Source organism: Bradyrhizobium sp. CB1015 (assembly GCF_025200925.1).
In the GTDB taxonomy this organism is placed as follows: domain Bacteria; phylum Pseudomonadota; class Alphaproteobacteria; order Rhizobiales; family Xanthobacteraceae; genus Bradyrhizobium.
The window spans coordinates 3,575,477-3,599,390 of sequence record NZ_CP104174.1; the positions used below are offsets into that span (position 1 = coordinate 3,575,477).

Genomic DNA, 23,914 nt, shown 5'->3' on the forward strand with positions numbered 1-23,914 from the left:
GTCGTTCTCCTATTCCGCGGCCTGAAGCGTGGTCGGGACGGCTGCGAAATCCTCCCGGAAGTGCTTCAACGCGCTGAGCACGGGATAGGGGGTGAAGCCGCCGAGTGCACAGAGCGAGCCGAATTTCATGGTGTTGCAGAGGTCTTCGACCAGCGCGATGTTTTCATCGACGCGCTCGCCGTTGATGATCTTCTCGATGGTCTCGACGCCGCGGGTCGAGCCGATCCGGCATGGCGTGCACTTGCCGCAGGATTCCACTGCGCAGAACTCCATGGCGAAGCGCGCCTGCCTGCGCATGTCGACGCTGTCGTCGAACACGACGATGCCGCCGTGGCCGATCAGGCCGTCGCGTGCGGCGAAGGCCTCGTAGTCGAACGGCGTGTCGAACAGGGCACGGGGGAAATAGGCGCCGAGCGGACCGCCGACCTGCACCGCGCGGACCGGGCGGCCGGTGAAGGTGCCGCCACCGATGTCATCGACGAGCTCGCCCAGCGTCACGCCGAAGGCGGTTTCGAACAAGCCTCCGTAGCGGATGTTGCCGGCGAGCTGGATCGGCATCGTGCCGCGCGAGCGGCCCATGCCGAAATCGGCATAGGCCTTGGCGCCTTCAGCGAGGATGAAGGGGATCGCGGCAAACGACAGCACGTTGTTGATGACGGTCGGCTTGCCGAACAGGCCGTGATGCGCCGGCAGCGGCGGCTTGGCACGCACGATGCCGCGACGGCCTTCGAGGCTCTCCAGCAGCGAGGTCTCCTCGCCGCAGACATAGGCGCCGGCGCCGACACGCACTTCGAGATCGAAGCTGGTAGTCGATCCCCCGATCCTGTCGCCGAGGTAACCGCCGCGCTTGGCAGCCTGGATCGCAGCATTCATCGCCTCGACCGCGTGCGGATATTCGCTGCGGATGTAGATGTAGCCCTTGGTCGCGCCGACGGTGATGCCGGCGATGGTCATGCCCTCGATCACCAGGAAGGGATCGCCTTCCATGATCATGCGGTCGGCAAAGGTGCCGCTGTCGCCTTCGTCGGCGTTGCAGACGATGAATTTGCGGTCGGCCTTCGCCTGCGCGACGGTCTTCCACTTGATCCCGGTCGGGAAGCCGGCGCCGCCGCGGCCGCGCAGGCCCGATGCGGTGACTTCGGTGAGGATCGCATCCGGGCCAATCGACAGAGCCCGCGCGAGGCCCTTGTAACCGCCATGGGCGCAATAGTCGTCGAGCGAGCGCGGATCGATCACGCCGCAGCGGGCGAAGGTGAGGCGGGTCTGGCGCTTCAGCCAGGGGATCTCGTCCGCCGCCCCTAACCGCAGGAGATGCGGCGTGTTGCTGGCGAGCGCGTCGAGCAGCGAGGGCACGTCGGCCTCGGTGACGGGGCCGAAGGCGATGCGTCCCTGCGGCGTTGCGACCTCGACCAGCGGCTCCAGCCAGTACATTCCGCGCGAGCCGGTCCTGACGATCTCGATGGCAACGCCACGCTTGGCGGCGGCCTGCTCCAGCGCCAGGGCGACCTCGTCGGCACCGACGGCGACCGCGCCGGCGTCACGTGAGACGTAGACACGCATGCTCATCGCTGCGCCTCCGCAACCAGCGCATCGAGGCGCTTAGGGTCGAGCCGGCCGATCAGCCGGCCGTCGAGCATCGCGGATGGCGCGGTCGCGCACAGGCCGAGGCAGTAGATCGGCTCCAGCGTCACGCGATCGTCGGCCGTGGTGTTGCCGAGCGTGACGCCAAGCTTCGCTTCCGCCCGCGCAGCCAGCGCATCGCCGCCGGCAGCCTGGCAGGCCTCGGCGCGGCACAGCTTCAGCACATGGCGTCCGGCGGGTTTGTGGCGGAAATCATGATAGAAGGTGAACACGCCATGGACTTCGGCTCGCGACAGGTTGAGCCCTTTCGCCACCATGGGGATCGCCGCCTCCGGCACGTAGCCGAACGCCTCTTGAAGCGCATGCAGGATGACCAGTGTCGCGCCCTCTCGGTTGGCATGTTCGGCGATGATCTCGGCGCCGCGCGCCTCATTCCAAGGCTCATAAACCGCTGTCATTCTTCGTTCTCAACCAGAGCGTTTCCTTCGCCGCAAACTAGTTGGAATCATTCGCAGATCAATAAAGCTGTCCCGTGCTGCGATTGCGGATTCCGATCGATTTGCAACCGCAATTGCTCGATACGGATTGGCAATGAAGGTCGGATCGGGAGCCGGTTTTTACGTGTTGGTGCAGGCCCGGCGTGCTAACTTACATGCCACGATGAAATCTGAGGGGACGACCGGTTGATCGACAAGCTCGAACTATTGCTGGCGCTGGCGAAGGAGCGGCATTTCGGCCGCGCGGCCGAAGCCTGCGGCGTGACGCAACCGACGATGTCGACCGGGCTCAAGCAGCTCGAGGAAATTCTCGGCGTGATGCTGGTCCAGCGCGGCTCGCGCTTTCAGGGATTTACCCCTGAAGGCGAGCGGGCGCTCGACTGGGCGCGGCGGATCGTCGGCGATGCCCGCGCCATGCGCGACGAGATCAACGGGCTGAAGCATCAGCTCTCCGGCGAGATCCGCATCGCGGCGATTCCGACCGTGCTCGGCATGGTCGCCGCGCTGACGACGCCGTTCCGCGCCAAGCATCCCGAGGTGCGCTTCCGCATCCAGTCCACCACCTCGTCCGAGGTGCTCGGGCTGCTCGAAAATCTCGAGGTCGATGCGGGGCTGACCTATATCGAGAACGAGCCGATCGGCAAGGTGCGCACCATCCCGCTCTACAACGAGAGCTATCGCCTCTTGACCGCGCCGGACGCGATGTTCGGCGACCGCGAGACGGTGACCTGGACCGAGGTCGGGCAGGTGCCGCTGTGCCTCTTGACGCCCGACATGCAGAACCGCCGCATCATCGACCGCGCACTGCGATCGGTCGGCGCGGAGGCGACACCGACGCTGACGTCGAACTCGCTGCTGGTGCTGTTCACCCACGTCAAGACCGGGCGCTGGGCCAGCGTGATGCCGGCCAAGCTCGCCGAGACGCTCGGCCTGTCCGACACCGTGCGATCGATTCCGATCGTCGACCCCGAGGTCAATTACAGCATCGGCATGGTGATCCCGCAGCGCGATCCCATGACGCCGCTGATCGCAGCGCTGGTCAACGTCGCGCGCGAAGTCGCGCCGACGCTGCAATTGTAGACCGAGCAAGCGCCTCGTCCTTCGAGACGACCGCTTCGCGGTCTCCTCAGGATGAGGCTCAGAGCCACCGAACTCCTTTGAGACTGTTGCCGCGCACGCCACCCTCATCCTGAGGGCCCGCCGCAGGCGGGCGTCTCGAAGGATGGCCGCAGGCACGTAGCCCGCGCCGCCTCAAGCCGCAGCCGATATCCCCGACGCCGCCTTGATCGCGTCGCGGGGCAAGGTCACGCGGACCACCGTGCCGACGTCGATCTTCGAGCGCAGGCGCATCGAGCCGCCATGGAGCTGCGCCAGCGAGCGGGCGATGGCAAGGCCGAGGCCCGAGCCGTGATAGGTCTTGGTGAGCTGGCTCTCGACCTGCTCGAAGGGGCGCCCGAGCCGCGCCAGCGAATGCGGCGCGATGCCGATGCCGGTGTCGGCGATCATCAGCACGATCCTGTCGTCGAGCTGCCGGCTGCGCACCACGACGCGTCCGCCGTCCGGCGTGAACTTCACGGCGTTGGAGAGCAGGTTGACGATGATCTGCTTGGTGGCACGGCGGTCGGCGACGACCGAGATGGATTTTGCGATGTCGGCATCTAACGTCAGGTGCTTGTCCTGCGCGCGGCCGGTGACGACCCGCAAGGATTCCGCCAGCGTCTGCGAGAGGTCGAGCTCTTCCATGTCGAGCTTCATGCGGCCGGCCTCGATCTTGGACATGTCGAGGATGTCGTTGATGACCTCGAGCAGATAATGGCCGCTGGTCAGGATGTCCTGGCAATATTCCTGGTACTTCTCGCTGCCGAGCTCGCCGAACATGCCCGAACCCATGATCTCGGAGAAGCCGATGATGGCATTGAGCGGCGTGCGCAGCTCGTGGCTCATATTGGCGAGGAATTTCGACTTGGTCTGGTTGGCTTCCTCGGCGCGGGTCTTCTCGCGCTGATACTTCTCGGCGAGGTCGGCGAGCTCGACCGCCTGGCGCTCCAGCGCGGCCTGCGAACGCTTGAGGTCGATGACGGTGGCGCGCAGGCGCAGATCGTTGTCGACCAGCTTCTGCTCGTGCTCCTTGATGCGGGTGATGTCGGTGCCGACCGAGACGTAGCCGCCGTCCTTGGTGCGGCGCTCGCTGATGTGCAGCCAGCTGCCGTCGTCGAGCTGCGCCTCGAAGGTACGTGCGCCCGGGCCTTGGGCAGCGGTCTCGTTATGGCGGGTGCGCACCTCCGGCATGCGGCCGACCTCGAGCACGGTTTCGTAGGAGGTGCCGGGAATGACGGCGGTGTCGGGCAGCTTGTGCAGGCGCTGGAAGTGCGAGTTGCAGAGCACCAGGCGGTCGCTCGCATCCCACAGCACGAAGGCCTCCGGAATGGTCTCGATCGCGTCGCGCAGGCGAAGGTCGGCTTCCACCGTCTTCTCGGCGAGGCTCTTCTGCTCGGTGATGTCGACGGCGATCCCGATCAGGTGCACGCTGGAATCGGTCGCGCCGCGGGTCTTCTCGCAGCGCACGCGGAGCCAGATCCAGTGGCCGTCGACATGCTGCATGCGGAAGGTCTGGTCGATGTGGTCGATCTTCTCGGAGATGAGCTGGTCGGCGATCGCGAACAGGTCAATGTCGTCGGACTTCACCAGCGCGTTGACCTCGCCGAAGGTGAGGAGCTCGTGACGGCCGTCGAGGCCGAGCATCGAGAACATCGACTGCGACCAGAAGATCCGGCCGCGCGACAGATCCCAGTCCCACAGCCCGCAGCGGCCGCGGTTGAGCGCGGTGTCGATCCGGCCGCGCACGGCGTCGTTGATGAGGTCGCCTTCGCGGGCGCGGGTAGACTGCCAGTGGAAGGCGAAGCCGAGGATCAGGACGACGAACCCCGTGGTCGCCGACAGCGTCACCGAGAGCGCGGCGTCCGATCCCCAGATCGGCTCGTTGCGCTCCTGGATCACGGTGACGAAGCCGGGCAGCGACTTGATCTGCCGCGAGGTCGCCATCGCCGCGTTGCCGCTCGGCAGCGTCATGTCGGCGATGTTGCCGTCACGCGGCGGCGCCGCGATCAGCTGCGCGGTGGTGATCGCATCGAGCAGGCGGTCGTTGCCTGAGGGGTCGCTGTCGGCCGGGATGCGGGCGAGGATGCGGCGGTCGATGCCGGCGGAGGTGACGATGACGTGGCGGCCGGAGGCCGTGGCCCAGGACGGAATGAGATCGGGCAGCAGCGTCGGCAGGCTCTCGATGCTCTTGAGCCGCTCCTGACGAACCGAGGTGAGGCGGTCGATGCGCTCGGCGAGCAGGTCGGCAAGCGCCGAAATGTCGTGGCGGATCACCAGCCGCTTCTGCCGCGTCTGATCGACCACCTGCACGAAGGCGCCAAGGCAGATCGTGATCAGGAAGGCGATAATGAGCGTCGGCACGGCGCGACGAAGCGCCGGCTCCGCTATCAAGAGCCGATGATAGGCAGGTTTCGCGATCGATTGCGCCAATCCCTTGATCGAATCGGATTGGACGCACGCGTTCGCGGCGTCTGCACGCGACATGCCTTCGGCCCCCTGAAAACCAGCTTGCAACTGAGGTCCGGAAGCAGCCCCACATCGCTTCCGAATCACACCGATTTGAATCCAGTTTTCGCGGGCTGTCGAGAGTCAACGAATCGTTAACGCGAAATTATTCTTATCCAACGCGCAGTTTGTGCATCGCGCGTCCGCAAACGCACGGACGCGAGGAGTCCGAAACGGGAACGTGTGACTCGCCGCGCATTCTTCATCACGCCCGCGGCGGCTCGGCGTGGCTGATGACGCGCTTCACGCTCGGGAACGCGCGCCGCAACGCGCGCTCGATCGCGTCGACATGCTCGTGCACCTTGATCACGCTCATCGACGGTGCCGCGCGGCAGTGGAAGTTGACGATCTCGCCGGCGTCGGTGTTGCGGACCCGCACATTGTGGATGTCGTGGATCTCGCCTTCGCCGGCGAACTCGGCCAGTGCGGCGGCGATGGTCTGCACCCTCTCGGGCGCGGCATCGACGCCGAACGGCAGTTCCGGTTCCAACGGCTCGATGTGAACGTCGACCTCGACGTCCTCGCCGAACTCCTCCTGGATGTTGCGCTCCAGCGTGTTGGCGATGTCGTGGGCGGCCTCGAGCTGCATGTCGGCATCGACTTCGAGGTCGATGCCGACGATCAGCTTGGCGCCGAGATCGTGCACAGTGACGTGGTGGACGGCGAGTCCGGAATTGCGCGCGATCACCATGATGCGGTCGCGCACGGTTTCGTTGTCGCGTGCGACCGGCGCTGCGGCGAAGGTGAGGTCGGCATCGCCGAAAGCCTTGGCGACGGCGGCCTGCGCGTTGCGCTTGATGTCCTCGACCCGGTCGATCGGATAAGTCCGCGGCACCTTCGCGATGGTGTCGATGAACGTGGTCGCTCCGACCATGCGCACGCGCAAGCGTTCGACGTCGATCACGCCCGGCACGCCGCGGATCGCGGCTTTGGCCTTCTCCTGCGCGCCTTCGGGGGCGCGATCGACCAGCGTCTGCACGGTCGAGCCCGCCATGCGCAGGCCGAGCGCTGCGATCATCACGGCAACCGCTGCGGCCGCCGCGGCGTCGCCCCACCAGAAGCCGAGCCCAGCCAGGATCAGGCCCACGATCACGGCGCAGGAGCCCATCACGTCCGAGGCGAAATGCAGTGCGTCCGCCGCCAGCGCCTGGCTCCCCGTCTCCCGCGCGGCACGATGCAGGGCGCGGGCGCGCCAGAGATTGACGGCGATATCGATCACCAGCACGACGAACGGCACGGCCGAGATGGTCGGCGGCGGGGTTCCCTCGCGCAGCCGGCTATAGGCCTCGACCAGGATGCCGCCGGCGAGCACGTAGAGCAGGGCGGTGACCCCGAGCGCGGAGACGCTTTCCAGCTTGCCGTGGCCGTAATGGTGCTCCTCGTCCGCGGGCTTGTCGGAGACCCGCACCACCGCCCAGGTGATGATGGTCGCGACCAGGTCGATCGAGGAATGCAGGGCCTCGGAGATCAGCGCCAGCGAGCCGATCGCGATCCCGACCACGAATTTGGCCGCCGCCATGCCGCCGCTGGCGAAGATCGAGATGGCCGCGACCGAGGTTTTGTTGTGCTGGGAGGTCATGCCGGGGGATTTAGCAGCCCCGCGTGGGACATCAAGCGCCGATCCACAGGATGTAGTCGCGAGTGAGTTGCAGGAGCGGGACCATCAGCGCCGTCATGCCCGGGCTTGTCCAGCCCGGCCATGACGGATGTAGAGAGGAGCTCCGTCACTCTCCGCAGGTGGCCGCCCCCTACACCGTCACCACAATCTTCCCCAGGTGCTTGTTCGCTTCCATGTGCTCGAACGCCTGGTCGATGTCGTCGAACGCGAACACCTTGTCGATCGGCAGTTGCAGCTTGCGCGATTCCACCGCGCCCCAGATGTCGTTGCGGACCTCGGCAAAGATCTCGCGGACCTCCTCGATGGTACGGGTGCGGAAGGTGACGCCGACATAGTCGATGCGGCGCGCCGCGTGCAGGTCGAAATTGAAGTCGGCATGGGTGCCGCCGAGCCGGCCGACATTGACGATGCGGCCCTTGATCTTCGTCGCGGCGAGGTTCTGATTGGCGACCTTGCCCGAGACCTGGTCGACGATGAGGTCGACGCCTTCGCCGTTCGTCGCCTTCAGCACCTCATCCACCCATTTCGGATCGGAGCTGTCGACCGCGAGGTCGGCGCCATACTCCTTCAGCCGTCCACGGCGATAAGCGTGGGTGGACGAGCCGATCACGAGCTTCGCGCCCTTGAGCCGGGCGATCTGCATCGCCATCAGCCCGACGCCGGAGCTCGCGCCCTGGACCAGCACGCTCTGGCCAGCCTGCAGCCCGCCGATCGTGACGACGGCGTTGTGCATGGTCGCGAGCGCGACGGGGAGGGTGGCGGCCTCCTCGAAATTCATGTTCGAGGGCGCGTGGAACAGCCGGCCATGATCGGCCAGCGTATATTCGGCGAAGGCCGCGCCGCCCGATCCCATGATGCGGTCGCCGATCTTCACGCCCTTCGCGTCGGGTCCGAGCTCGGCAACCTCGCCGGCCCATTCCATGCCAAGCACGGTGCCGACGCCGCCGGCCGCGCCATGGGCGTAGCCCTTGCGCATGCCGGTGTCGGCGCGGTTGAGGCCACAGGCGCGGACGCGGACGAGCACCTGCGTGCCCTTCGGTTTCGGTTGAGCGACGTCGGAAATCCTCGCGCCTTCAGGGCCGTAGACGTAGGCTTTCATGCAATACTCTCACATCTTGCAGTGATTATTCCGCTGCTTCGCGTTGTGGCTGAACGATCATCCCCTCCAGCCGGCTGCGAATGATCGCCTCCGCCTCGCGCACGATGCGGGAGACGAGCTCTGCGCAGCTCGGGATGTCCTGGATCAGGCCCTGGACCTGGCCGGCCGACCAGATGCCTTCGTCGGAATTGCCGGTGGCATAAACCATCTTGCCGCGGGCGCCGGCAACCAGCTCGCGGATGTCCTCGAACTTGGCGCCTTCCTTCTCCATCGCGACGACCTTGGTCGAGACGGCGTTCTTTGCCACGCGCGAGGTGTTGCGCATGGTGCGGAAGATCAGCTCGGTCTCGCGCTCGTCGTTGGCGACGATCTTCTCCTTGATGAGCTGGTGGATCGGGCTCTCCTTGGTGGCCATGAAGCGGGTGCCCATGTTGATGCCCTCGGCCCCCAGCGCCAGCGCCGCGACGAGGCCGCGGCCATCGGCAAAGCCGCCCGAGGCGATCATCGGGATCTTGATCTTGTTGGCGGCGGCCGGGATCAGGATCAGGCCGGGCGTGTCGTCCTCGCCGGGATGGCCGGCGCATTCGAAGCCGTCGATCGAGATGGCGTCGACGCCCATCCGTTCGGCCGAGAGCGCGTGGCGGACGCTGGTGCATTTGTGCACGACCTTGACGCCGTGCTTCCTGAATTCGTCGACATGCTCCTGCGGCTTGTTGCCGGCGGTCTCGACCACCTTGATGCCGCTCTCGATGATCGCGGCGCGGTACTCGGCATAAGGCGGCGGCTTGATCGCGGGCAGGATGGTGAGGTTGACGCCGAACGGCTTGTCGGTGAGGTCGCGGCAGCGCGCGATCTCCTTGGTCAGGTCCTCCGGCGTCGGTTGGGTCAGCGCCGTGATGAAGCCGAGCGCGCCGGCATTGGCGACGGCCGCAACCAGCTCGGCCCGTCCGACCCATTGCATGCCGCCCTGAACGATCGGGTGCTGGACGCCGACGAGTTTGGTGAACCGTGTCTGCAACATGATCTGTTTCCCCCGCGCCCCGCGTGGCGCTCTGTTCTCGGTTGATGGCGGCAGGATGCCGCCGGGGGTGCGAAAAGTCTATTGCGCCGCCGCGCGGGGCATCATGCGAAGATGTCAGTGATTCCGCGGGGCGGATAATTGGATGGTTTCGTGTCCCGGACGCGCTGCAACGCCTCTTGGCGTTGCAGCGCAGAGCCGGGACCCATATTGCGCGAAGCTTTGAGGGATGGGCCCCGGCTCTGCAGCGCATCGTCAAAGGGACGCTGCGCTGCGTCCGGGGCACGATAACGGGGTCTGTCAGCTTACTTCGCCGACAACCGCACCATCTGGCGCCCGCCGTTGATTTCCTTGAGGCTGTTGACGAAGTTTTCCGGGCGCTGCCAGCGATGGGGGACCTTCAATCCCATGAACTCCGCGATGTCGCCGATGAAGCCGGTGCAGTTCACGGTCTCGGCATTCCAGACCGGAGAGCTGGCCTGCAACTCCTTGATGTAGGCGAACACACGCTTGGCGTCGGCTTCGTTCAGGTAGACCCGATAGCTCGCGGTCAGATATTCCGGATCGAGATCGCCGTAGCTGGCACCGGTCTCGGATGGCACAAAGGTGATGTGACCGAGCACGTAAGCGAGCGTGTCGCCGGCCGGCGTCAGGCCCGCAACCTCGACGGCCTTCTCGCTGGTTTTGCCGTACCAGACGAAGGCATGGCCCCAGCTTGCAGCCGTACGGGCGCGGAAATCGACATAGTAGGGGCCTTTCTCCGCACGCGCGACGGAGCGCCGCGTCGATTGCGGCTGAGGCCGCGAGGCGGTGTCGGTCGTAGCAAGCGCGTTCGCATCGGCAACGCGCCTGTCGGCCTCATGAGCCGAGGCCGAGGGCGTCGTGCACGAGAGCATGGCCGCAAGAGCGAAGCCCGCGAGGATGCAGGATCCCGATCGACCAGCTTTGTTCGTCACGCTATTCCCCCTCGACCATCGGCGGCAAATGTGGCGCGTCCTTTGCTGCGCGTCAGTAGCGCGCGGCGACCGGGCCCGGCGCCTTGCCGATCGGGGCCTTTCCAATCGGGCTCTTGCCGATCGGCATCTTGCCGATCGGCGCCTGCTCGCCCGGATAGGCTGGCACCGGCTGCCGGCGCGGCAGATCCGCAGCGTTCGCGGCCGTCGCAAGAGCAAGCGTGGCACCCAGAGCAAATACAATCTTCTTCACAGCGATACCCCTAGAAGGTTTGGTCCAAACACGGTCATGCCGTGCCCCCAGACACGCCTCCCAAAAGGGCGACCGAATGCGTCCAAGTTGCGGCACGCGCAGGACATGTTGGCGGCATTGCACGGGCGCGCGGAGATGTGATGTGTCTGGATGTTTCCGAGCGCGACCGACGCTGCGGCCGGTAGGATGGGTAGAGCGCAGCGAAACCCATCGACTATCAGCGCGAGGAGAGACGATGATGGGTTTCGCTGCGCTCTACCCATCCTACGAAAGATTCACCCGATCCGGTTCAAGCTATTCCTGATCGTCGCGAAGATGCCGCCGATGTCCTTGCGAAGTGCATCGAGCGCGTTGAAATTCTCGAACACGCGGCGAGGCGGTCTTCGACCTCGCGCTTGCTCTTGGTCAGCATATCGACGTGGGAGGCCAACGTCACGCCGGCCCGCTTGCACCCAGGCCAGCCGCCAGCGCCAAGACGAACCAATGTGTCCCGGGGCTATTGCTTGCCGAGCAAGTTCGATCGGATCTTGTCCGCGAACCAGACCACGAAGATCGCGGCGAACGAGAGAGCGAAGTACAGGGCCGTCCACAAAAGCGCGTTGCCGGCATTCGTCATTGCGTCCTCCCTTGCATCAGAAATCAATTTTTGCCGGGAAGGATAGCGTTGGCCGCGACGGCCGATTTGCGCCGGATCAATTTTTGCTGCGCTGCGGCGGCGAAAGACTACAGTCGAAACTCGTTGGTGAGCTCGCCGATGCCGTCGATCGCGACGGTCACCCTGTTCACGGGCTCCTTCATCACGCCGACGCCGACCGAGGTACCCACCGCGATGAGGTCGCCGGGCGAGAGGGTCATGTCGTGGGAGATCCTGCTCACCAGCTCCTGCGCGCTGAAGATCATGTCCGAGATCGGGTAGTTCTGTCGCTCCGCACCATTGAGGATGGTGCGCACCGTGAGTTTTGCGGGATCGAGACTGGTCGCGATCACGGGACCGAACGGGCCGTAATCGTCGATGCCCTTGGCGCGGGCCCATTGGGTGAAGGTGGGGTCGCGCGTCAGGATGTCGTTCGCGGTGATGTCGTTGACGCAGGTGTAGCCGAAGATGAAGCCGTCGGCCTCATCAGGCGAGACACGCGCGCAGGTCCTGCCGATGACGATGCCGAGCTCGCCCTCATAGGTGGTCTTGCCGTCGTAGTAAGAGGGGCGGCGGATCACGGCGCCGGGTGCGGCGATGCTGGTGGTGGCCTTGAGCAGGTACAGCGGCTCCGGCGGTTCGGGCTGGTTCAGCTTGGCCGCGAGCGCATGGAAATTATTCCAGAGCGCGACGATCTTGCTGGGCACGCAGGGCGCAAGCAGCTCGACCTCCGAGAGCGCCAAAATCTTGCCCGTTGCGGCGTTGCGACCGAACATCTCGCCCTCGTGCAGGCTGATGCCGGCGGACGTCAGCGTGCCGAAGCCCGTCGTCCCGGCATGGCGGAAGCGCAGCCATTTGGTCACGCTCGCCATCACGCCACCGCCAGTGCGCGCGGGTCAGCCGGTGTCGAGACGCCGTCATAGAGGCCGGCGATGCGGGCGCGCTGGGTCACCATGGCCAGCACCGAATCGAGCGCGGGCGTCGGAATGCCGGTGAGGCGGCCCATCTCCTGCACCACGGTGACGAGCGGGTCGATCTCCATCGGGCGGCCGCGCTCGAGATCCTGCAGCATCGAGGTCTTGTGCGCGCCGACCTTGCGCGCCCCCTCGATGCGGCGCTCGACGTCGACACGGAACTTGACGCCGAAGGTCTCGGCGATGGCTTGCGTCTCCACCATGATCGCGCGCGACAGCGCGCGCGTGGCGGGATCGGTGCAGATCACGTCGAGCCTGGCGTGGGTCAGCGCGCTGATCGGGTTGAAGCAGACATTGCCCCAGAGCTTCAGCCAGATCTCGTCGCGGATGCGGTTGAGCACCGGAGCTTTCAGGCCGGCGGCGACGAAGAGATCGGCGAGGCGCTGCACGTCGGAGGTGATCTCGCCCGAGGGCTCGCCGAGCGGAAAGTTGTTGCCATAGACGTGGCGGATCACGCCGGGCGCCTCGATCTCGGTGGCAGGATAGACGATGCAGCCGATGGCGCGCTCGGCCCCCAGCTCGCGCCACTGCCGGCCGCCGGGGTCGATGCTCTCCAGCGTCGCGTTCTCGTATTGGCCGCCGTGCTTGTAGAAATACCAATAGGGGATGCCATTGACGGCGGTGACGATGCGGGTGTGGGGCCCGAGCAGCGGCTGCATCTTCTCGATCACGCCGGCGATCGAATGCGCCTTCAGCGTGATGATGATGAAGTCCTGCACGCCGAGCTCGGTGGGATCGTCGGTGCAGCGCGGGTGGACGGTGTGCTTCTCCTCGCCCGCGAGCAGCGTCAGGCCGCGCTCGCGCATGGCCGCAAGGTGCGCGCCGCGCGCGATCAGGCTGACGTCGGCGCCCGCGCGCGCGAGCTGAACCCCGAGATATCCGCCGATCGCGCCGGCGCCGTAGATGCAGATCTTCATGAAATCCTCGCGAGCAGAGACCGGATTTTGGGACGAAAGATCCGGTCCGGCTCGGAGGGATCCAAGCCGGGGCCGGCAGTCGCAGGGGAAGTTTTGCGGCTTTTAGGCTGCCGCTTGCGGTGCGCCGTTGAGCGCCTCATCGATAGCGGCAGCGATGTCGCGCATGCTGATGACGGAGACGAGGCTGTAATCGTCGATCACGGGCAGATGGCGGATGTGATGACGGTTCATCAGATGCCGGACGTGCTCGATCGTGTCCGAGGAGCTGCAGGACACCAGCTGCTGCACCGAGACCAGCTGGGAGACCTTGACGTTGACGGCGCCCGCGCCGTGCTCGGCGACGGCGCGCACCACGTCGCGCTCGGTGAACATGCCGACCGCGGTGTTGCCCTCGGAGCGGACCACGTCCTTGACCACCAGCGCGCTGATATTGTTGGCGCGCATCAGCTTGGCCGCGATCCCCACTGTTTCGTTCATACGCACCGTGACAACGCGCGGCGTCTTCTTGCGCAGAATGTCTCCGACCAGCATTGCAACCTCCCTGGGTGAGTGTTGAGAAAGTGTGGTATACATAATGCCAATCGTCAAGCGCTGGATTTGGGGGATCCGAAAAATCTTGCGACAGAAGTGCTGACGTTTGTCACCCGGCCAAAAAGAAAGGGGCGCATCGCTGCGCCCCGCGCATAGCGAGTAGATCTCGCCGAACAACGCCGAAATAGATCGCGCTCGCCAGCGCGAAGACGACAGGCAGAATGCGCGGGTCTGCCCGACCCTTGCGGGAACGCGGTATCTGCGCGTCAACGAAAACGCCCGGCCGTGAGGCCGGGCGTCGGTGTTTGGAAGCCGCTGTGGTGGGGCGCGTCAGATCGTCGATTTCGCGACCACGACCTTGCGCCAGGGCTTGAGCAGGGCGATCGCCAGCAGCGAAGCCAGGATGTTGGCGCCGGCGGCGATGATGAACACGCTGTCCCAGGTGCCCGACGACTGCTGCATGTAGTTGGCGATCGGCACCAGCAGCGCGGCGGTGCCCTTCGCGGTGTAGAGCAGGCCGGCATTGGTGGTCGCGAACTTGGCGCCGAACGTGTCGGTGCAGGTCGAGGGGAACAGCGAGTAGATCTCACCCCAGGCGAAGAACACGAAGCCGGAGAGCAGAACGAACCAGACCGGATCGTGGCCCCAGAGGTAGAGCATCCAGATGCCGAACCCTTCCATGCCGAAGGCGATGAACATCGTGTTCTCGCGGCCGATCATGTCGGAGATCCAGCCGAAGAACGGACGCGTCAGGCCGTTGAGCACGCGGTCGATCGTGGCCGCGAAGGTCACCGCCGTCATCGTCACCGCCATCAGCGTGACCGGGACGTTGTCGACCTTCCAGTCGGCCGCGATCGGCTTCAGGTTCGCCGTCACCATCAAGCCGCCGGCGCCGACGATCACGAACATGAAGTACATCAGCCAGAAGATCGGCTGACGCAGCACCTCGGTCGGCTGATAGTTACGCCGGGTCTGCAGCAGATTGGCATTCGCCACCACGTTCGGCACCTGACCTGCCTTCGGCGCGAGCAGGAAGAAGGCGAGGAGGCAGATGATGATGCCTTGTCCGAGGCCGAAATAGAGGAAGGTGGTCTGGAATCCGCTGTCTTTGATCATGGCCTGGATCGGCGCGACGGTCAGCGCGGAGCCCGCCCCGAAGCCGGCCGCGGTGATGCCGGCCGCAAGACCGCGCTTGTCCGGAAACCATTTCAGCGCGTTGCCGACGCAGGTGCCGTAGACGCCGCCGGCGCCGATGCCTGCGATGATCATGCCGAGATAATAGCCGTTGAGCGAGGTCGCCTGCGCGTTGATCGCCCAGCCCATGGCGCAAAGCACGCCGCCGACCAGCACGACGATGCGTGGGCCGTATTTGTCGACGAACCATCCTTCGATCGGTACCAGCCAGGTCTCGAACAGGACGAACAGCGTGAAGGCCCATTGGATCGAGGCGCGATCCCAGCCGAACTTCTTCTGGATGTCGGGGACGAAGAACGTCCAGCCATATTGATAGTTGGCGATCATCACCATCGCGCCGACACCGATCGCCAATTGCGCCCAGCGATAGGCATCGCTTACGCGTGCGGCACTAGGAGCCGCTGCCGACTGCACCATGTCCGTCATCAAAAACCCTCCCGAACGCGCCGATCATTTTTATGCATGCGCTGGCGTGCATCCTGGTATGCAATATGCCAAGATTCAAGCTGGGACGGGAGGGTGCGGCGAAATAACGCAGGCCTGTCCACATGCGCCAGGAGTGCAGGATTGTAAAGCCCAATTTGCTGCCCGCCTGCCGGCTGCAAGCGTGCTTGGCCTCACTCAACTGACTGATTTCGCATATATTTCTTTTTGTCGCGCGGCGGCGCCGCGAGCGCGCTGTGGGCAACGGGCGTCAGGAGATTTTTGAGCGCGAGCGCTGGCAGTGCCGCCGAAGCACGTCGGCCGACGATCGCGGCATCGCTGGAATTCTATATTCCAGAAGTGCCTGCGACACCTGCCACTGCGGTGGAGGACCGCCTCACGCCATCGACGTGCGCAGCCGGCTGTAGCCTTCCTGGATCGCGGACCAGAACAGGGCGACCAAGCCTAGCGCCATGATGGTGCTGACGAGGCCGTTGGAGAAGAACACCCCGAGCGAGCCTTGCGATCCCAGCAGCGATTGGCGGAAGGCTTCCTCCGCCTTGTCGCCGAGCACGATGGCGAGCACCAGCGGCGCGAGCGGATAATTGCACTTCTTAAGGAGATAGCCGAGCACCCCGAACACCAGCATCAGCATCACGTCGAAGGTGCTGTTGTGCACCGAGTAGGCGCCGATCGCGCAGAGCACCAGGATCAGCGGCGCGATGATGCCGAAGGGCACACGCAAGATGGCGGCGAAGATCGGCACGCAGGTCAGCACGACGATGAGGCCGGCGAGATTGCCGAGATACATCGAGGCGATCAGGCCCCAGACGAATTCCTTCTGCTCGACGAACAGCATCGGGCCGGGCTGCAGGCCCCAGATCAACAATCCGCCTAGCAGCACGGCAGCGGTCGGCGAGCCGGGAACGCCGAGCGACAGCATCGGCAGCAGCGCCGAGGTGCCGGCGGCATGTGCGGCCGTCTCCGGCGCGATCACGCCCTCGATCTCGCCCTTGCCGAAATTGTTGCCGCGTCGCGCCAGGCGCTTGGCGATGCCGTAGCTCATGAAGGAAGCGGGCGTCGCGCCGGCGGGCGTCACGCCCATCCAGCAGCCGATCAGGCAGGACCGCAGCGAGGTCATCCAGTAGCTGGGTAATTCCCGCCAGGTCTGAAGCACCACCCGAAGGTTGATACTGGCGTTGCCGCCGCGGAATGCCAGTCCTTCCTCCATGGTCAGCAGGATCTCGCCGATGCCGAACAGGCCGATCACGGCGATCAGGAAGTCGAAGCCGTTGAGCAGCTCGGTGACGCCGAAGGTCAGCCGCAACTGCCCCGTGATCGAATCGAGGCCGACCGCAGCGAGCGCAAAGCCCATCATCATCGCCGCGATGGTCTTGAACGGCGGCTCCTTGCTGAGGCCGACGAAGGAGCAGAAGGCGAGGAAATACACCGCGAACTTCTCCGCCGGACCAAATCGCAGCGCAAAACCTGCGACGAGCGGCGCCACCAGCGTGATCATGATGACTGCGAACAGCGCGCCGACGAAGGACGAGGTGAAGGCGGCGGTCAGGGCTTCGCCGGGCCTGCCCTGCTGGGCCATCGGATAGCCGTCGAAGGTGGTCGCCACCGACCATGGCTCGCCTGGTATGTTGAACAGGATCGAAGTGATGGCACCGCCGAACAATGCGCCCCAGTAGATGCAGGACAGCATGATGATCGCCGATGTCGGCGGCATGCTGAAGGTGAGGGGAAGCAGGATGGCGACACCGTTGGCGCCCCCTAATCCCGGCAGCACGCCGATGATGACCCCGAGCGTGATGCCGATCACCATCAGCATGATGTTGTAGGGCTGCAGGGCGACCGCGAAGCCGTGAAACAGATTGGCCAATTCTTCCATGTCAACACGTCCTGCAGCAGCAATTGAAATGCGTAGCTCTTACAGACCAAGCCATTCCTCGAGCAGCCCCTTGGGAAGCGGGACCAGGAACCAGCGCTCGAAAACGAGGTAGGTCACGACCGGCATGCCGACCGCCACCGCGACCACTGTCAGCCAGCGATAGCCGCCGAGCCAACGCATGAACCAGGCGATGAAGACCATCGAGGCGACGTAGAGGCCGATGAACGGCATTGAGCCGACATAGATCGCGGTCGGCATGACGACGCTCATGACCTGGCGCAGCTGTCCCCATTCTGCGAACAGCCGGCCATCGTCGTCGCGCCGCGAATGCCAGAGGTTGATGGCGCTTGCAACGACGATGGCGCTGCCGACATAGAAGGGGAAGAACCCGGCGCGCGGCCCCTCCGCGCCCCAGTTGATGCCGGCCTTCAGGCTGCCGACGATCACGATCAGGCCGAACACGCCGATCAGCAGCGCCATGCCGATTTCCAGCGTCTTGTGTGCGGGGCCGGACTCGGATCCGGATCGTTCAGTCATGAGACCTCCAGGCGGAATCGCAGTGCTGCGCAGTCGAGCAGACGGCCGGAATCAGCGTCCTCAGCCGTCATCGATGTCGCGGGTCAATTCGCGGATCAATTTCCTGGCGCGAGAAAGCCGGCTTCCTTCATCAGGCCTTCGTGGCGCTTCTCCTCCGCCTCGACCCACTTGGCGTAGTCGGCACCAGTCAGGAAGGTCGTGTTGAAGGCGCCGCTCTTCATGAACTCCTGCCATTCCGGCGTCGCGCGGACCTTCTTGAACAGCTCGACATAGTATTCGACCTGGTCCTTCGTGGCCTTGGGCGACATGAAGATGCCGCGCAGCATGAGATATTCCATCGCCAGGCCCTGCGACTTGCAGGTCGGAATGTCCTTCCAGGCCTTGCCGTCGGCGATCGGCTCGTCATAGGCCATCGGCTGGGCGTCGAAGACGCAGAGCGGACGGAGCTTGCCGCCGCGCCATTGCGCGACCGCCTCGATCGGGTTGTTGACGGTCGAATCGACGTGGTTGCCGACGAGCTGGACGGCGACTTCGCCGCCGCCCTTGTAGGGGATGTAGGTGAACTTGGCGTCGATCGCCTTCTCGATGCCGACCGTGATGATCTGGTCTTCCTGCTTTGAGCCGGTGCCGCCCATCTTGAACGAGCCGCTTGGCGCCTTCTTCGCGGCTTCGACATAGTCCTTGACGCTGTTGTAGGGCTTCTCGGCATTGACCCAGAGCACGAACTCGTCGAGCGCCAGCATCGCGACCGGGGTCAAGTCCTTCCAGTTGAAGGGGATGCCCGTTGCGAGCGGCGTCGTGAACAGGTTCGAGAGCGTGATGATGATCTTGTGCGGATTGCCGGACGAGGTCTTCACGTCGAGAAAGCCTTCGCCACCCGCACCGCCGGCCTTATTGATGACGACAAGCGGCTGCTTCATCAGATTGTGCTTGGTGACGATGCCCTGGATGGTGCGCGCCATCTGATCGGCGCCGCCGCCGGTGCCCGCGGGCACGATGAACTCGACCGGACGGACCGGCTCCCAGGCGGCATGGCTTGCGGTGCTGCTCGCGCACGAGATCGCGATTGCCGCCAACGCGACATTCAGAACGAATGGCTTCATCTGTTTCTCTCCCTGTCGAACCCTCAACGCAGCCGCTCTTTGTCGGCTTGCGTCAGCCCATCTCGATTCAAATGCCTTGGTGTCGCCCTTGCGGCCGATTCTCCCATTGCAGTCCCGGTAGAAACTCTATGAGCAGGGACAACGCGCGGCATCCGCTCCTTTCGGCTAAGCTTGGCCAAGGTTGGTGCAAATGTGCCCCTCGGCTGCTCCCGCCGCGCAGCGTCCTTCCCGGCCTTACACTTTTGGTTGTTCAATCGGTCTTACTGGTCGAATGGTATGCGAGATGCCAAGAGGCAAACAATCGGATCGGCAGGCACATCGGTGGACGAATTGTCGCAGCCGTGGTCGCGCGCGGATAGGGCCTCAAACGAAAATGGCCCCGACGTGCGGGGCCATTTGAACGGATTGTCGTCTACTTAGGCTCCACGGCCACCCGTCGGCGCCGGGCGGGATGCCTTTCTCACAGGCCGAAACGCGGCAGGTCGCCGTTGTGGTTCGAGATCTCGGCGCTCGCCATCAGGAAGCGATCGACCGCGGCCATGAACCGGGCGAACAGCGAGGAGGAGGGGGCGAAAGCGACGGAGGCGGTCTTCGACATCGGAATTCCCTTTCTTGAGACGGTCAGCCTTGCTGTCTCATTCTGGGGACAATCTATGTATACCAGATGCCAAAAACCATGGCTTTGTTTGCATAGCAGCATCCGTCACCTTGCATTGCAGCATAATGCTCCCTCAACGCGTGTGGGGGCCGGCCAATGCAATCCTTCTGCACTAGATTTCCCTCGACGCTGGCCGGCGACTGCGTCCAATCTTCGCCTGGAAATAGCATGTCCGAGGAGAAGCAGATGCAACGTCTCCGATTGGCGGCATGGGTGGTCGCCGTTCTGCCGAGCGTCGGCGTCGCGATTGGCGGTCCGGCTGCCAGCGCGGACGAAATCTACCAAATGACCAAATTTACCTTCTGCGGGGTTCCGGAGGAACGGGGCACGAAGAGGGTGTCAATATCGACGGCCGTCTTCAGCGAGGGCGGAGCTCGGGTCGCCAACGCCACCGAGGGACGCGTCGTCCGCATTTGCGAAACGGCCACAGGCCGCGAAATCGCCTCGCTCGCGGTGCCGAGCTCGCGCGGTGGGGATGACGACCTCATCCGCTTCGTCGCCTTCAGTCCGGATGGTTCGCGCCTCGTCACGGCATCCGACGACCGGATGATCCGTCTATGGGACATCGCCGGCGGTCGCGAGCTCGCCGCGCTCGAGCACCCATCGCGGGTCGCCTCCGCCACTTTTAGTTCGGACGGCACGCGGCTCGCCACGTCAACCAATGACTATGTCGTACGCATCTTCGATGTTGCAGCCGGCCGCGAGATTGCCGTGCTCCAGCCTCCGTCGCCGGTCACGTTCGCGGTCTTCAGCCCCGACGGCAAACGTCTCGTCACGACCTGCTGGGAAGGTACGGTTCACATGTGGGATGCAGCCACCGGCCGCGAGATCGCGATCATGATCGGGCATGACGCGAGGGCGATCAGGGCCCGCTTCAGCCCGGACGGCGCGCGCATCGTCACTGCGTCCGAGGACAACACGGCGCGCATCTGGGATGCTGCGAGCGGTCGCGTGCAGCGCGTCCTCAGGCACAAGTCGCCGGTCCGCTCCGTCGCCTTCAGCGCGGACGGCATGCGGATCGTCACGAGCGCCGGAAAGGAGGCGCGTGTCTTCGACGCCGCCACCGGCCGCGAGCTCGCCGTCCTGAAGGGGCACGAGAACGACGTGACCGATGCAGTCTTCAGCCCCGATGGCGCGCGCATCGCCACCGCATCCGGTGATCGAAGCCCGCGGCTCTGGAATGCCGGCGGTGGGGGTGAAATTGCGGTGCTGAAGGGCGATCATTGGGCCGTCGACACCATTGCGTTCGGCCCGGACGGTCAGCGCATCTTCGCAGGAGGCGGCGGCGCGGCAGTGATGTGGACGAAGCTCGCGGCGGCGAGGCTGCCGGACAAGATCGCCGGCCTGTGGTTCGGCAATTTTGGTCCGCCGAACGAGCCGGCTGAAATCACCCGGGAAAGATGCGTCAGGAGCCCGATCAGGATCGGCGCGGACGGATTGATCGTCTTCTTCGAGGTCGGCAGTTCCGAGCCGCCGCAGCCCATCCTGCATTTGCGTTGCACCTCGGACCTGAGCTGTCAGATCTTTGCTGGCGCGCCGGATCAAGGGCTCGAGGCGCAGGGCACCGGTCAGCTCGAGGTCTCACGCGATTCCGTCAAGCTCTGCCTCGGAGGAGAATGCCGCCCCATCGCGCGCTGTCCCGCCCTCAGCTGGACCGAGCAGGAGCGCAAGAGCGGCTTCGTCAAGCGATGGGAGACGGGAGTGCAAGCGCCGCCACGCTGATAAGCCGCGATCGTTGCGGCTCGGCAGCCCTGCTTGCGCAGCGAGCGGGCCATGATGGACCGGAGGCTTGGCAGGGCAGTGCAAAGCCGCTAGTGGTTTGCCCCTCTCTCCGGTCATCATTCAGAGTGGTTCATGTCGAGCGCCTCGCCCGCCGTCTCGATCGGCATCGATTTTGGCACGAGCAATACGGTCGTTGCGCTGGCGGCGGATGACCGCCGGGTCGAGGCGATTCGCTTCGACCATGGCGGGCAGCGCCACAGTGTCTACGTGTCGGCCCTGTGCTTCTGGGAGGACCGGCCGGGCGCCGGCGCCCAGGCCGAGGGTGGGCCGTGGGCGATCGAGCAGTTTCTCGAAGGACGCCACGTCTATCGCTTCCTGCAATCGTTCAAGACCTTTGCGGCGAGCTCCAGCTTCAACACCACGCAGGTGTTCCGGCAGCGCTACAAGTTCGAAGACATTCTGGCGGCGTTCCTGCGCACGCTGGCGCGCCACGGCGGGGACAAGTTCGGCTTCGAGGCGGCGAACATCACGGTCGGCCGCCCGGTACGCTTTGCCGGCGGCAATCCCGACGAGGCGCTGGCGATGCAGCGCTACCGCGCCGCGTTCGAGCGCTTGGGCGCCGGCCACGCGCGCTATGTCTACGAGCCCGTCGGCGCGGCATTCTCCTTCGCCCGCAGGCTGGAGCGCGATGCCACCGTACTGGTCGCCGATTTCGGCGGCGGCACCAGCGATTTCTCCGTGATGCGTTTCTCGCGTGCGGGCGGCGTTCTTCGCGCCGAGCCGCTCGGCCACGCCGGCATCGGCGTTGCCGGCGACACCTTCGACTATCGCATCGTCGACCACATCGTGTCGCCGCGGCTCGGCAAGGGCTCCAGCTTCCGCTCGTTCGACAAGGTGCTGCCGGTCCCTAGCGGCCATTACACCAACCTGGCGCGCTGGCATCAGCTGGCGATGATGAAGAGCAACGGCGATCTGCGCGAGCTCCGCGAGCTCCAGCGCACCGCGCTGAAGCCGGAGCTGCTCAAGGATTTCATCACCATCGTCGATCTCGACCTCGGCTTTGCGCTGTACCGCGCGGTGTCCGACGCCAAGGTCGCACTCTCGGCGCAGGACGAGGTGGACTTCCGCTTCAAGGGCGGCGGCGTCGACATCGGCGCGGCCGTCACGCGGAAGAAATTCGAAGCCTGGATTGCCGACGACATCGCCCGGCTGAGCGCCACCGTCGACAAGGTGCTGGCCGAGGCCCGCACCACCGCGCGCGAGGTGGAGAAGGTGTTTCTGACCGGCGGCACCTCGTTCGTGCCCGCGGTCCGAAAATTGTTTGCCGACCGCTTCGGCAACGAGCGGCTGATGTCGGGCGACCAGTTCGAGTCGATCGCCTATGGCCTGGCGCTGATCGGGCACAGTCCGGATCCGGACCGCTGGACGGCAGGCGGGGGCCTCGCCGCGAAGGCATAGCAGACGGCGCGCCGCGTCCGTGCGGCGACGCTGCGCTATTTCTGCTGAATTCGGTTCAGGTAGTCGATCACCGCGAGAATCCGAGTTCGCACGACGACCTCCGGGCTTTGCTGCGGCCCGGCCTTTTGCCAATAATAGGGATCGACGGCGTGAGGCAGGTTGACGATGGGGTTGAACCGCTCGCCCCAGACCGGCATTTCACGGGTGCCGTGAGCTGGGACCGATTTCGACCCATATATGGTTTCGTAGACGGCGTTGGTGGGAAACACCCCGTTGTTGTTCTTGGTCAGAACGGTCAAGTCGGAAGGCGAGGTCTTGAGCTGGCCGCTGACCGGTCCGTTGCCCCTCGCATCGGTGCCATGACAACTCGCGCACGAAGACAGAAATTCCGCCTTGCCGATATCAACGTCTTCGGCTTTGGCGGCGGTGGCGAAACCAGCGGCAAGACCCGCAATGATCAACCATTCGACAGCAGATCTCATCGTTTCGCCTCCGACGCCCGCAGGGAAGACTTCTGCTCCTATCCGCTTTGTTCTTCTGACAGCTTGACGCACATCAAGGCCGCACCACGCGGTGCCGTCGGAGCAACGGCGCAGAGCGCCGTGCCCACCGCCTTTCCGAGTTTGAAAGCATTGGTGCGCACGCGACGCTTTGCTCACCCTCGCCAGCGCCCTTCGCTACTGGTTGATCTCCGGCTCGACCAGCCGCGCCAGATTCCGCAGCGACTCCTGCCAGCCGAGATAGCAGGCCTCGACGGGAATGACGTCGGGCAGGCCGGACTGCGTGATCTCGACCTCGGTGCCGACCGAGACCTTCTTCAGGCTCACGGTCACCTCGATCAGGCCCGGCAGGTTGGGGTCGTCGAACTTGTCGGTGTAGCGGAGGCGCTCGCCGGGCACGAGCTCGACGAATTCGCCGCCGAACGAATGGCCGTTGCCCGTCGTGAAATTCCGGAACGACATCTTGAACGTGCCCCCGACCTTGGGCTCGAAATGATGCACCGTGCAGGTAAAGCCGTTCGGCGGAAGCCATTTCGCCATCGCATCGGCTTCCAGGAAGGCGCGATAGACCTTCTGCGGGCTGGTGGCGAGAACGCGGTGCAGACGGACGGTATTGGGCATGGTTGTTATCCTCGGTGTTTGATGGGCCCAACTTGGCCTCTATGGCCCATTCATGTCACGAGGACGACCGGGATGCCGGCGATCCGACACGGACTTGCAGATTTTTCGCCGGGAACGGCGGCG

21 protein-coding genes are annotated in these 23,914 nt (G+C 64.9%); 3 read left to right on the forward strand and 18 right to left on the reverse strand.

Annotated elements, in window-relative coordinates; translation table 11 throughout:
- Positions 1–9: 9 nt before the first annotated feature.
- Entirely contained in the window at positions 10–1,566 is a 1,557-nt protein-coding gene (locus N2604_RS16310) for an NADH-quinone oxidoreductase subunit NuoF (RefSeq protein ID WP_260375639.1), read from the reverse strand.
- Positions 1,563–2,039, reverse strand: a complete 477-nt coding sequence (locus N2604_RS16315) for a formate dehydrogenase subunit gamma (protein ID WP_260375640.1) — start codon at positions 2,037–2,039, stop codon at positions 1,563–1,565. The genes N2604_RS16310 and N2604_RS16315 overlap by 4 nt, the downstream gene beginning before the upstream one ends.
- Before the next feature lie 225 nt (positions 2,040–2,264).
- Between N2604_RS16315 and N2604_RS16320 the strand changes: the two genes are divergently transcribed.
- On the forward strand, positions 2,265–3,158 hold the full coding sequence (locus N2604_RS16320; RefSeq protein ID WP_260375641.1) for a LysR family transcriptional regulator: 894 nt from the start codon (positions 2,265–2,267) through the stop codon (positions 3,156–3,158).
- Between the two features lie 171 nt (positions 3,159–3,329).
- On the opposite strand, the gene N2604_RS16325 is transcribed toward N2604_RS16320, so the two are convergent.
- The 14 genes from N2604_RS16325 to N2604_RS16390 form a co-directional block, all read right to left on the reverse strand.
- Complete coding sequence (locus N2604_RS16325; protein ID WP_260375642.1) at positions 3,330–5,660, reverse strand: PAS domain-containing sensor histidine kinase; 2,331 nt, start codon at positions 5,658–5,660, stop codon at positions 3,330–3,332.
- A gap of 226 nt (positions 5,661–5,886) precedes the next feature.
- Positions 5,887–7,260 carry a cation-efflux pump gene (locus N2604_RS16330; protein ID WP_260375643.1) on the reverse strand — a complete coding sequence of 458 codons (1,374 nt, stop codon included), beginning with the start codon at positions 7,258–7,260 and terminating at the stop codon, positions 5,887–5,889.
- 169 nt (positions 7,261–7,429) lie between these two features.
- A complete protein-coding gene (locus N2604_RS16335) occupies positions 7,430–8,398 on the reverse strand; it encodes a zinc-binding dehydrogenase (protein WP_260375644.1) in 969 nt (322 codons plus the stop codon).
- Between the two features lie 25 nt (positions 8,399–8,423).
- Positions 8,424–9,419 carry a nitronate monooxygenase family protein gene (locus tag N2604_RS16340; RefSeq protein ID WP_157282488.1) on the reverse strand — a complete coding sequence of 332 codons (996 nt, stop codon included), beginning with the start codon at positions 9,417–9,419 and terminating at the stop codon, positions 8,424–8,426.
- A gap of 302 nt (positions 9,420–9,721) precedes the next feature.
- On the reverse strand, positions 9,722–10,372 hold the full coding sequence (locus N2604_RS16345; protein ID WP_260375645.1) for a hypothetical protein: 651 nt from the start codon (positions 10,370–10,372) through the stop codon (positions 9,722–9,724).
- Between the two features lie 52 nt (positions 10,373–10,424).
- Positions 10,425–10,622, reverse strand: coding sequence for a hypothetical protein (locus tag N2604_RS16350; RefSeq protein ID WP_409241716.1), 198 nt, complete (start codon positions 10,620–10,622; stop codon positions 10,425–10,427).
- Positions 10,623–11,345: 723 nt separating this feature from the next.
- The gene (locus tag N2604_RS16355; RefSeq protein ID WP_260375646.1) at positions 11,346–12,128 is read right to left on the reverse strand and encodes a fumarylacetoacetate hydrolase family protein; all 783 of its coding nucleotides are present in this window, start codon (positions 12,126–12,128) and stop codon (positions 11,346–11,348) included.
- Positions 12,128–13,147: a 2-dehydropantoate 2-reductase gene (locus N2604_RS16360; protein ID WP_260375647.1), complete on the reverse strand. Its 1,020-nt coding sequence runs from the start codon at positions 13,145–13,147 to the stop codon at positions 12,128–12,130. Before N2604_RS16360 ends, N2604_RS16355 begins: the two co-directional genes overlap by 1 nt.
- A gap of 102 nt (positions 13,148–13,249) precedes the next feature.
- Positions 13,250–13,678 carry a CBS domain-containing protein gene (locus N2604_RS16365; RefSeq protein ID WP_260375648.1) on the reverse strand — a complete coding sequence of 143 codons (429 nt, stop codon included), beginning with the start codon at positions 13,676–13,678 and terminating at the stop codon, positions 13,250–13,252.
- A gap of 330 nt (positions 13,679–14,008) precedes the next feature.
- A complete protein-coding gene (gene oxlT / locus N2604_RS16370) occupies positions 14,009–15,298 on the reverse strand; it encodes an oxalate/formate MFS antiporter (protein ID WP_260375649.1) in 1,290 nt (429 codons plus the stop codon).
- Positions 15,299–15,692: 394 nt separating this feature from the next.
- Positions 15,693–17,192: a tripartite tricarboxylate transporter permease gene (locus N2604_RS16375; RefSeq protein ID WP_260375650.1), complete on the reverse strand. Its 1,500-nt coding sequence runs from the start codon at positions 17,190–17,192 to the stop codon at positions 15,693–15,695.
- Between the two features lie 39 nt (positions 17,193–17,231).
- Positions 17,232–17,729 (reverse strand): tripartite tricarboxylate transporter TctB family protein, encoded by a 498-nt coding sequence (locus N2604_RS16380; RefSeq protein WP_260375651.1) that lies wholly within the window; start codon positions 17,727–17,729, stop codon positions 17,232–17,234.
- Between the two features lie 95 nt (positions 17,730–17,824).
- The gene (locus N2604_RS16385) at positions 17,825–18,832 is read right to left on the reverse strand and encodes a tripartite tricarboxylate transporter substrate binding protein (protein ID WP_260375652.1); all 1,008 of its coding nucleotides are present in this window, start codon (positions 18,830–18,832) and stop codon (positions 17,825–17,827) included.
- A gap of 460 nt (positions 18,833–19,292) precedes the next feature.
- Positions 19,293–19,430: a hypothetical protein gene (locus tag N2604_RS16390; protein WP_260375653.1), complete on the reverse strand. Its 138-nt coding sequence runs from the start codon at positions 19,428–19,430 to the stop codon at positions 19,293–19,295.
- Positions 19,431–19,676: 246 nt separating this feature from the next.
- On the opposite strand from N2604_RS16390, the gene N2604_RS16395 reads away from it, so the two are divergent.
- Positions 19,677–21,212, forward strand: coding sequence for a WD40 repeat domain-containing protein (locus N2604_RS16395; protein WP_260375654.1), 1,536 nt, complete (start codon positions 19,677–19,679; stop codon positions 21,210–21,212).
- A 132-nt stretch (positions 21,213–21,344) separates the two neighbouring features.
- Positions 21,345–22,670 carry an Hsp70 family protein gene (locus tag N2604_RS16400; protein WP_260375655.1) on the forward strand — a complete coding sequence of 442 codons (1,326 nt, stop codon included), beginning with the start codon at positions 21,345–21,347 and terminating at the stop codon, positions 22,668–22,670.
- A gap of 35 nt (positions 22,671–22,705) precedes the next feature.
- Here N2604_RS16400 and N2604_RS16405 read toward each other — a convergent pair whose 3' ends face one another.
- Positions 22,706–23,152, reverse strand: a complete 447-nt coding sequence (locus N2604_RS16405; protein WP_260375656.1) for a hypothetical protein — start codon at positions 23,150–23,152, stop codon at positions 22,706–22,708.
- Between the two features lie 195 nt (positions 23,153–23,347).
- Positions 23,348–23,791 (reverse strand): SRPBCC family protein, encoded by a 444-nt coding sequence (locus N2604_RS16410; RefSeq protein WP_172784273.1) that lies wholly within the window; start codon positions 23,789–23,791, stop codon positions 23,348–23,350.
- Between the last annotated feature and the right edge of the window lie 123 nt (positions 23,792–23,914).

What these genes read in the sequence shown, in the direction of transcription:
- N2604_RS16310 (WP_260375639.1), bottom strand. Translation starts at nt 1,566, where the DNA reads ATGAGCATGCGTGTCTACGTCTCACGTGACGCCGGCGCGGTCGCCGTC.
- N2604_RS16315 (WP_260375640.1), bottom strand. Translation starts at nt 2,039, where the DNA reads ATGACAGCGGTTTATGAGCCTTGGAATGAGGCGCGCGGCGCCGAGATC.
- N2604_RS16325 (WP_260375642.1), bottom strand. Translation starts at nt 5,660, where the DNA reads ATGTCGCGTGCAGACGCCGCGAACGCGTGCGTCCAATCCGATTCGATC.
- N2604_RS16330 (WP_260375643.1), bottom strand. Translation starts at nt 7,260, where the DNA reads ATGACCTCCCAGCACAACAAAACCTCGGTCGCGGCCATCTCGATCTTC.
- N2604_RS16335 (WP_260375644.1), bottom strand. Translation starts at nt 8,398, where the DNA reads ATGAAAGCCTACGTCTACGGCCCTGAAGGCGCGAGGATTTCCGACGTC.
- N2604_RS16340 (WP_157282488.1), bottom strand. Translation starts at nt 9,419, where the DNA reads ATGTTGCAGACACGGTTCACCAAACTCGTCGGCGTCCAGCACCCGATC.
- N2604_RS16355 (WP_260375646.1), bottom strand. Translation starts at nt 12,128, where the DNA reads ATGGCGAGCGTGACCAAATGGCTGCGCTTCCGCCATGCCGGGACGACG.
- N2604_RS16360 (WP_260375647.1), bottom strand. Translation starts at nt 13,147, where the DNA reads ATGAAGATCTGCATCTACGGCGCCGGCGCGATCGGCGGATATCTCGGG.
- N2604_RS16365 (WP_260375648.1), bottom strand. Translation starts at nt 13,678, where the DNA reads ATGCTGGTCGGAGACATTCTGCGCAAGAAGACGCCGCGCGTTGTCACG.
- oxlT (WP_260375649.1), bottom strand. Translation starts at nt 15,298, where the DNA reads ATGACGGACATGGTGCAGTCGGCAGCGGCTCCTAGTGCCGCACGCGTA.
- N2604_RS16375 (WP_260375650.1), bottom strand. Translation starts at nt 17,192, where the DNA reads ATGGAAGAATTGGCCAATCTGTTTCACGGCTTCGCGGTCGCCCTGCAG.
- N2604_RS16380 (WP_260375651.1), bottom strand. Translation starts at nt 17,729, where the DNA reads ATGACTGAACGATCCGGATCCGAGTCCGGCCCCGCACACAAGACGCTG.
- N2604_RS16385 (WP_260375652.1), bottom strand. Translation starts at nt 18,832, where the DNA reads ATGAAGCCATTCGTTCTGAATGTCGCGTTGGCGGCAATCGCGATCTCG.
- N2604_RS16390 (WP_260375653.1), bottom strand. Translation starts at nt 19,430, where the DNA reads ATGTCGAAGACCGCCTCCGTCGCTTTCGCCCCCTCCTCCTCGCTGTTC.
- N2604_RS16395 (WP_260375654.1), top strand. Translation starts at nt 19,677, where the DNA reads ATGCAACGTCTCCGATTGGCGGCATGGGTGGTCGCCGTTCTGCCGAGC.
- N2604_RS16400 (WP_260375655.1), top strand. Translation starts at nt 21,345, where the DNA reads ATGTCGAGCGCCTCGCCCGCCGTCTCGATCGGCATCGATTTTGGCACG.
- N2604_RS16405 (WP_260375656.1), bottom strand. Translation starts at nt 23,152, where the DNA reads ATGAGATCTGCTGTCGAATGGTTGATCATTGCGGGTCTTGCCGCTGGT.
- N2604_RS16410 (WP_172784273.1), bottom strand. Translation starts at nt 23,791, where the DNA reads ATGCCCAATACCGTCCGTCTGCACCGCGTTCTCGCCACCAGCCCGCAG.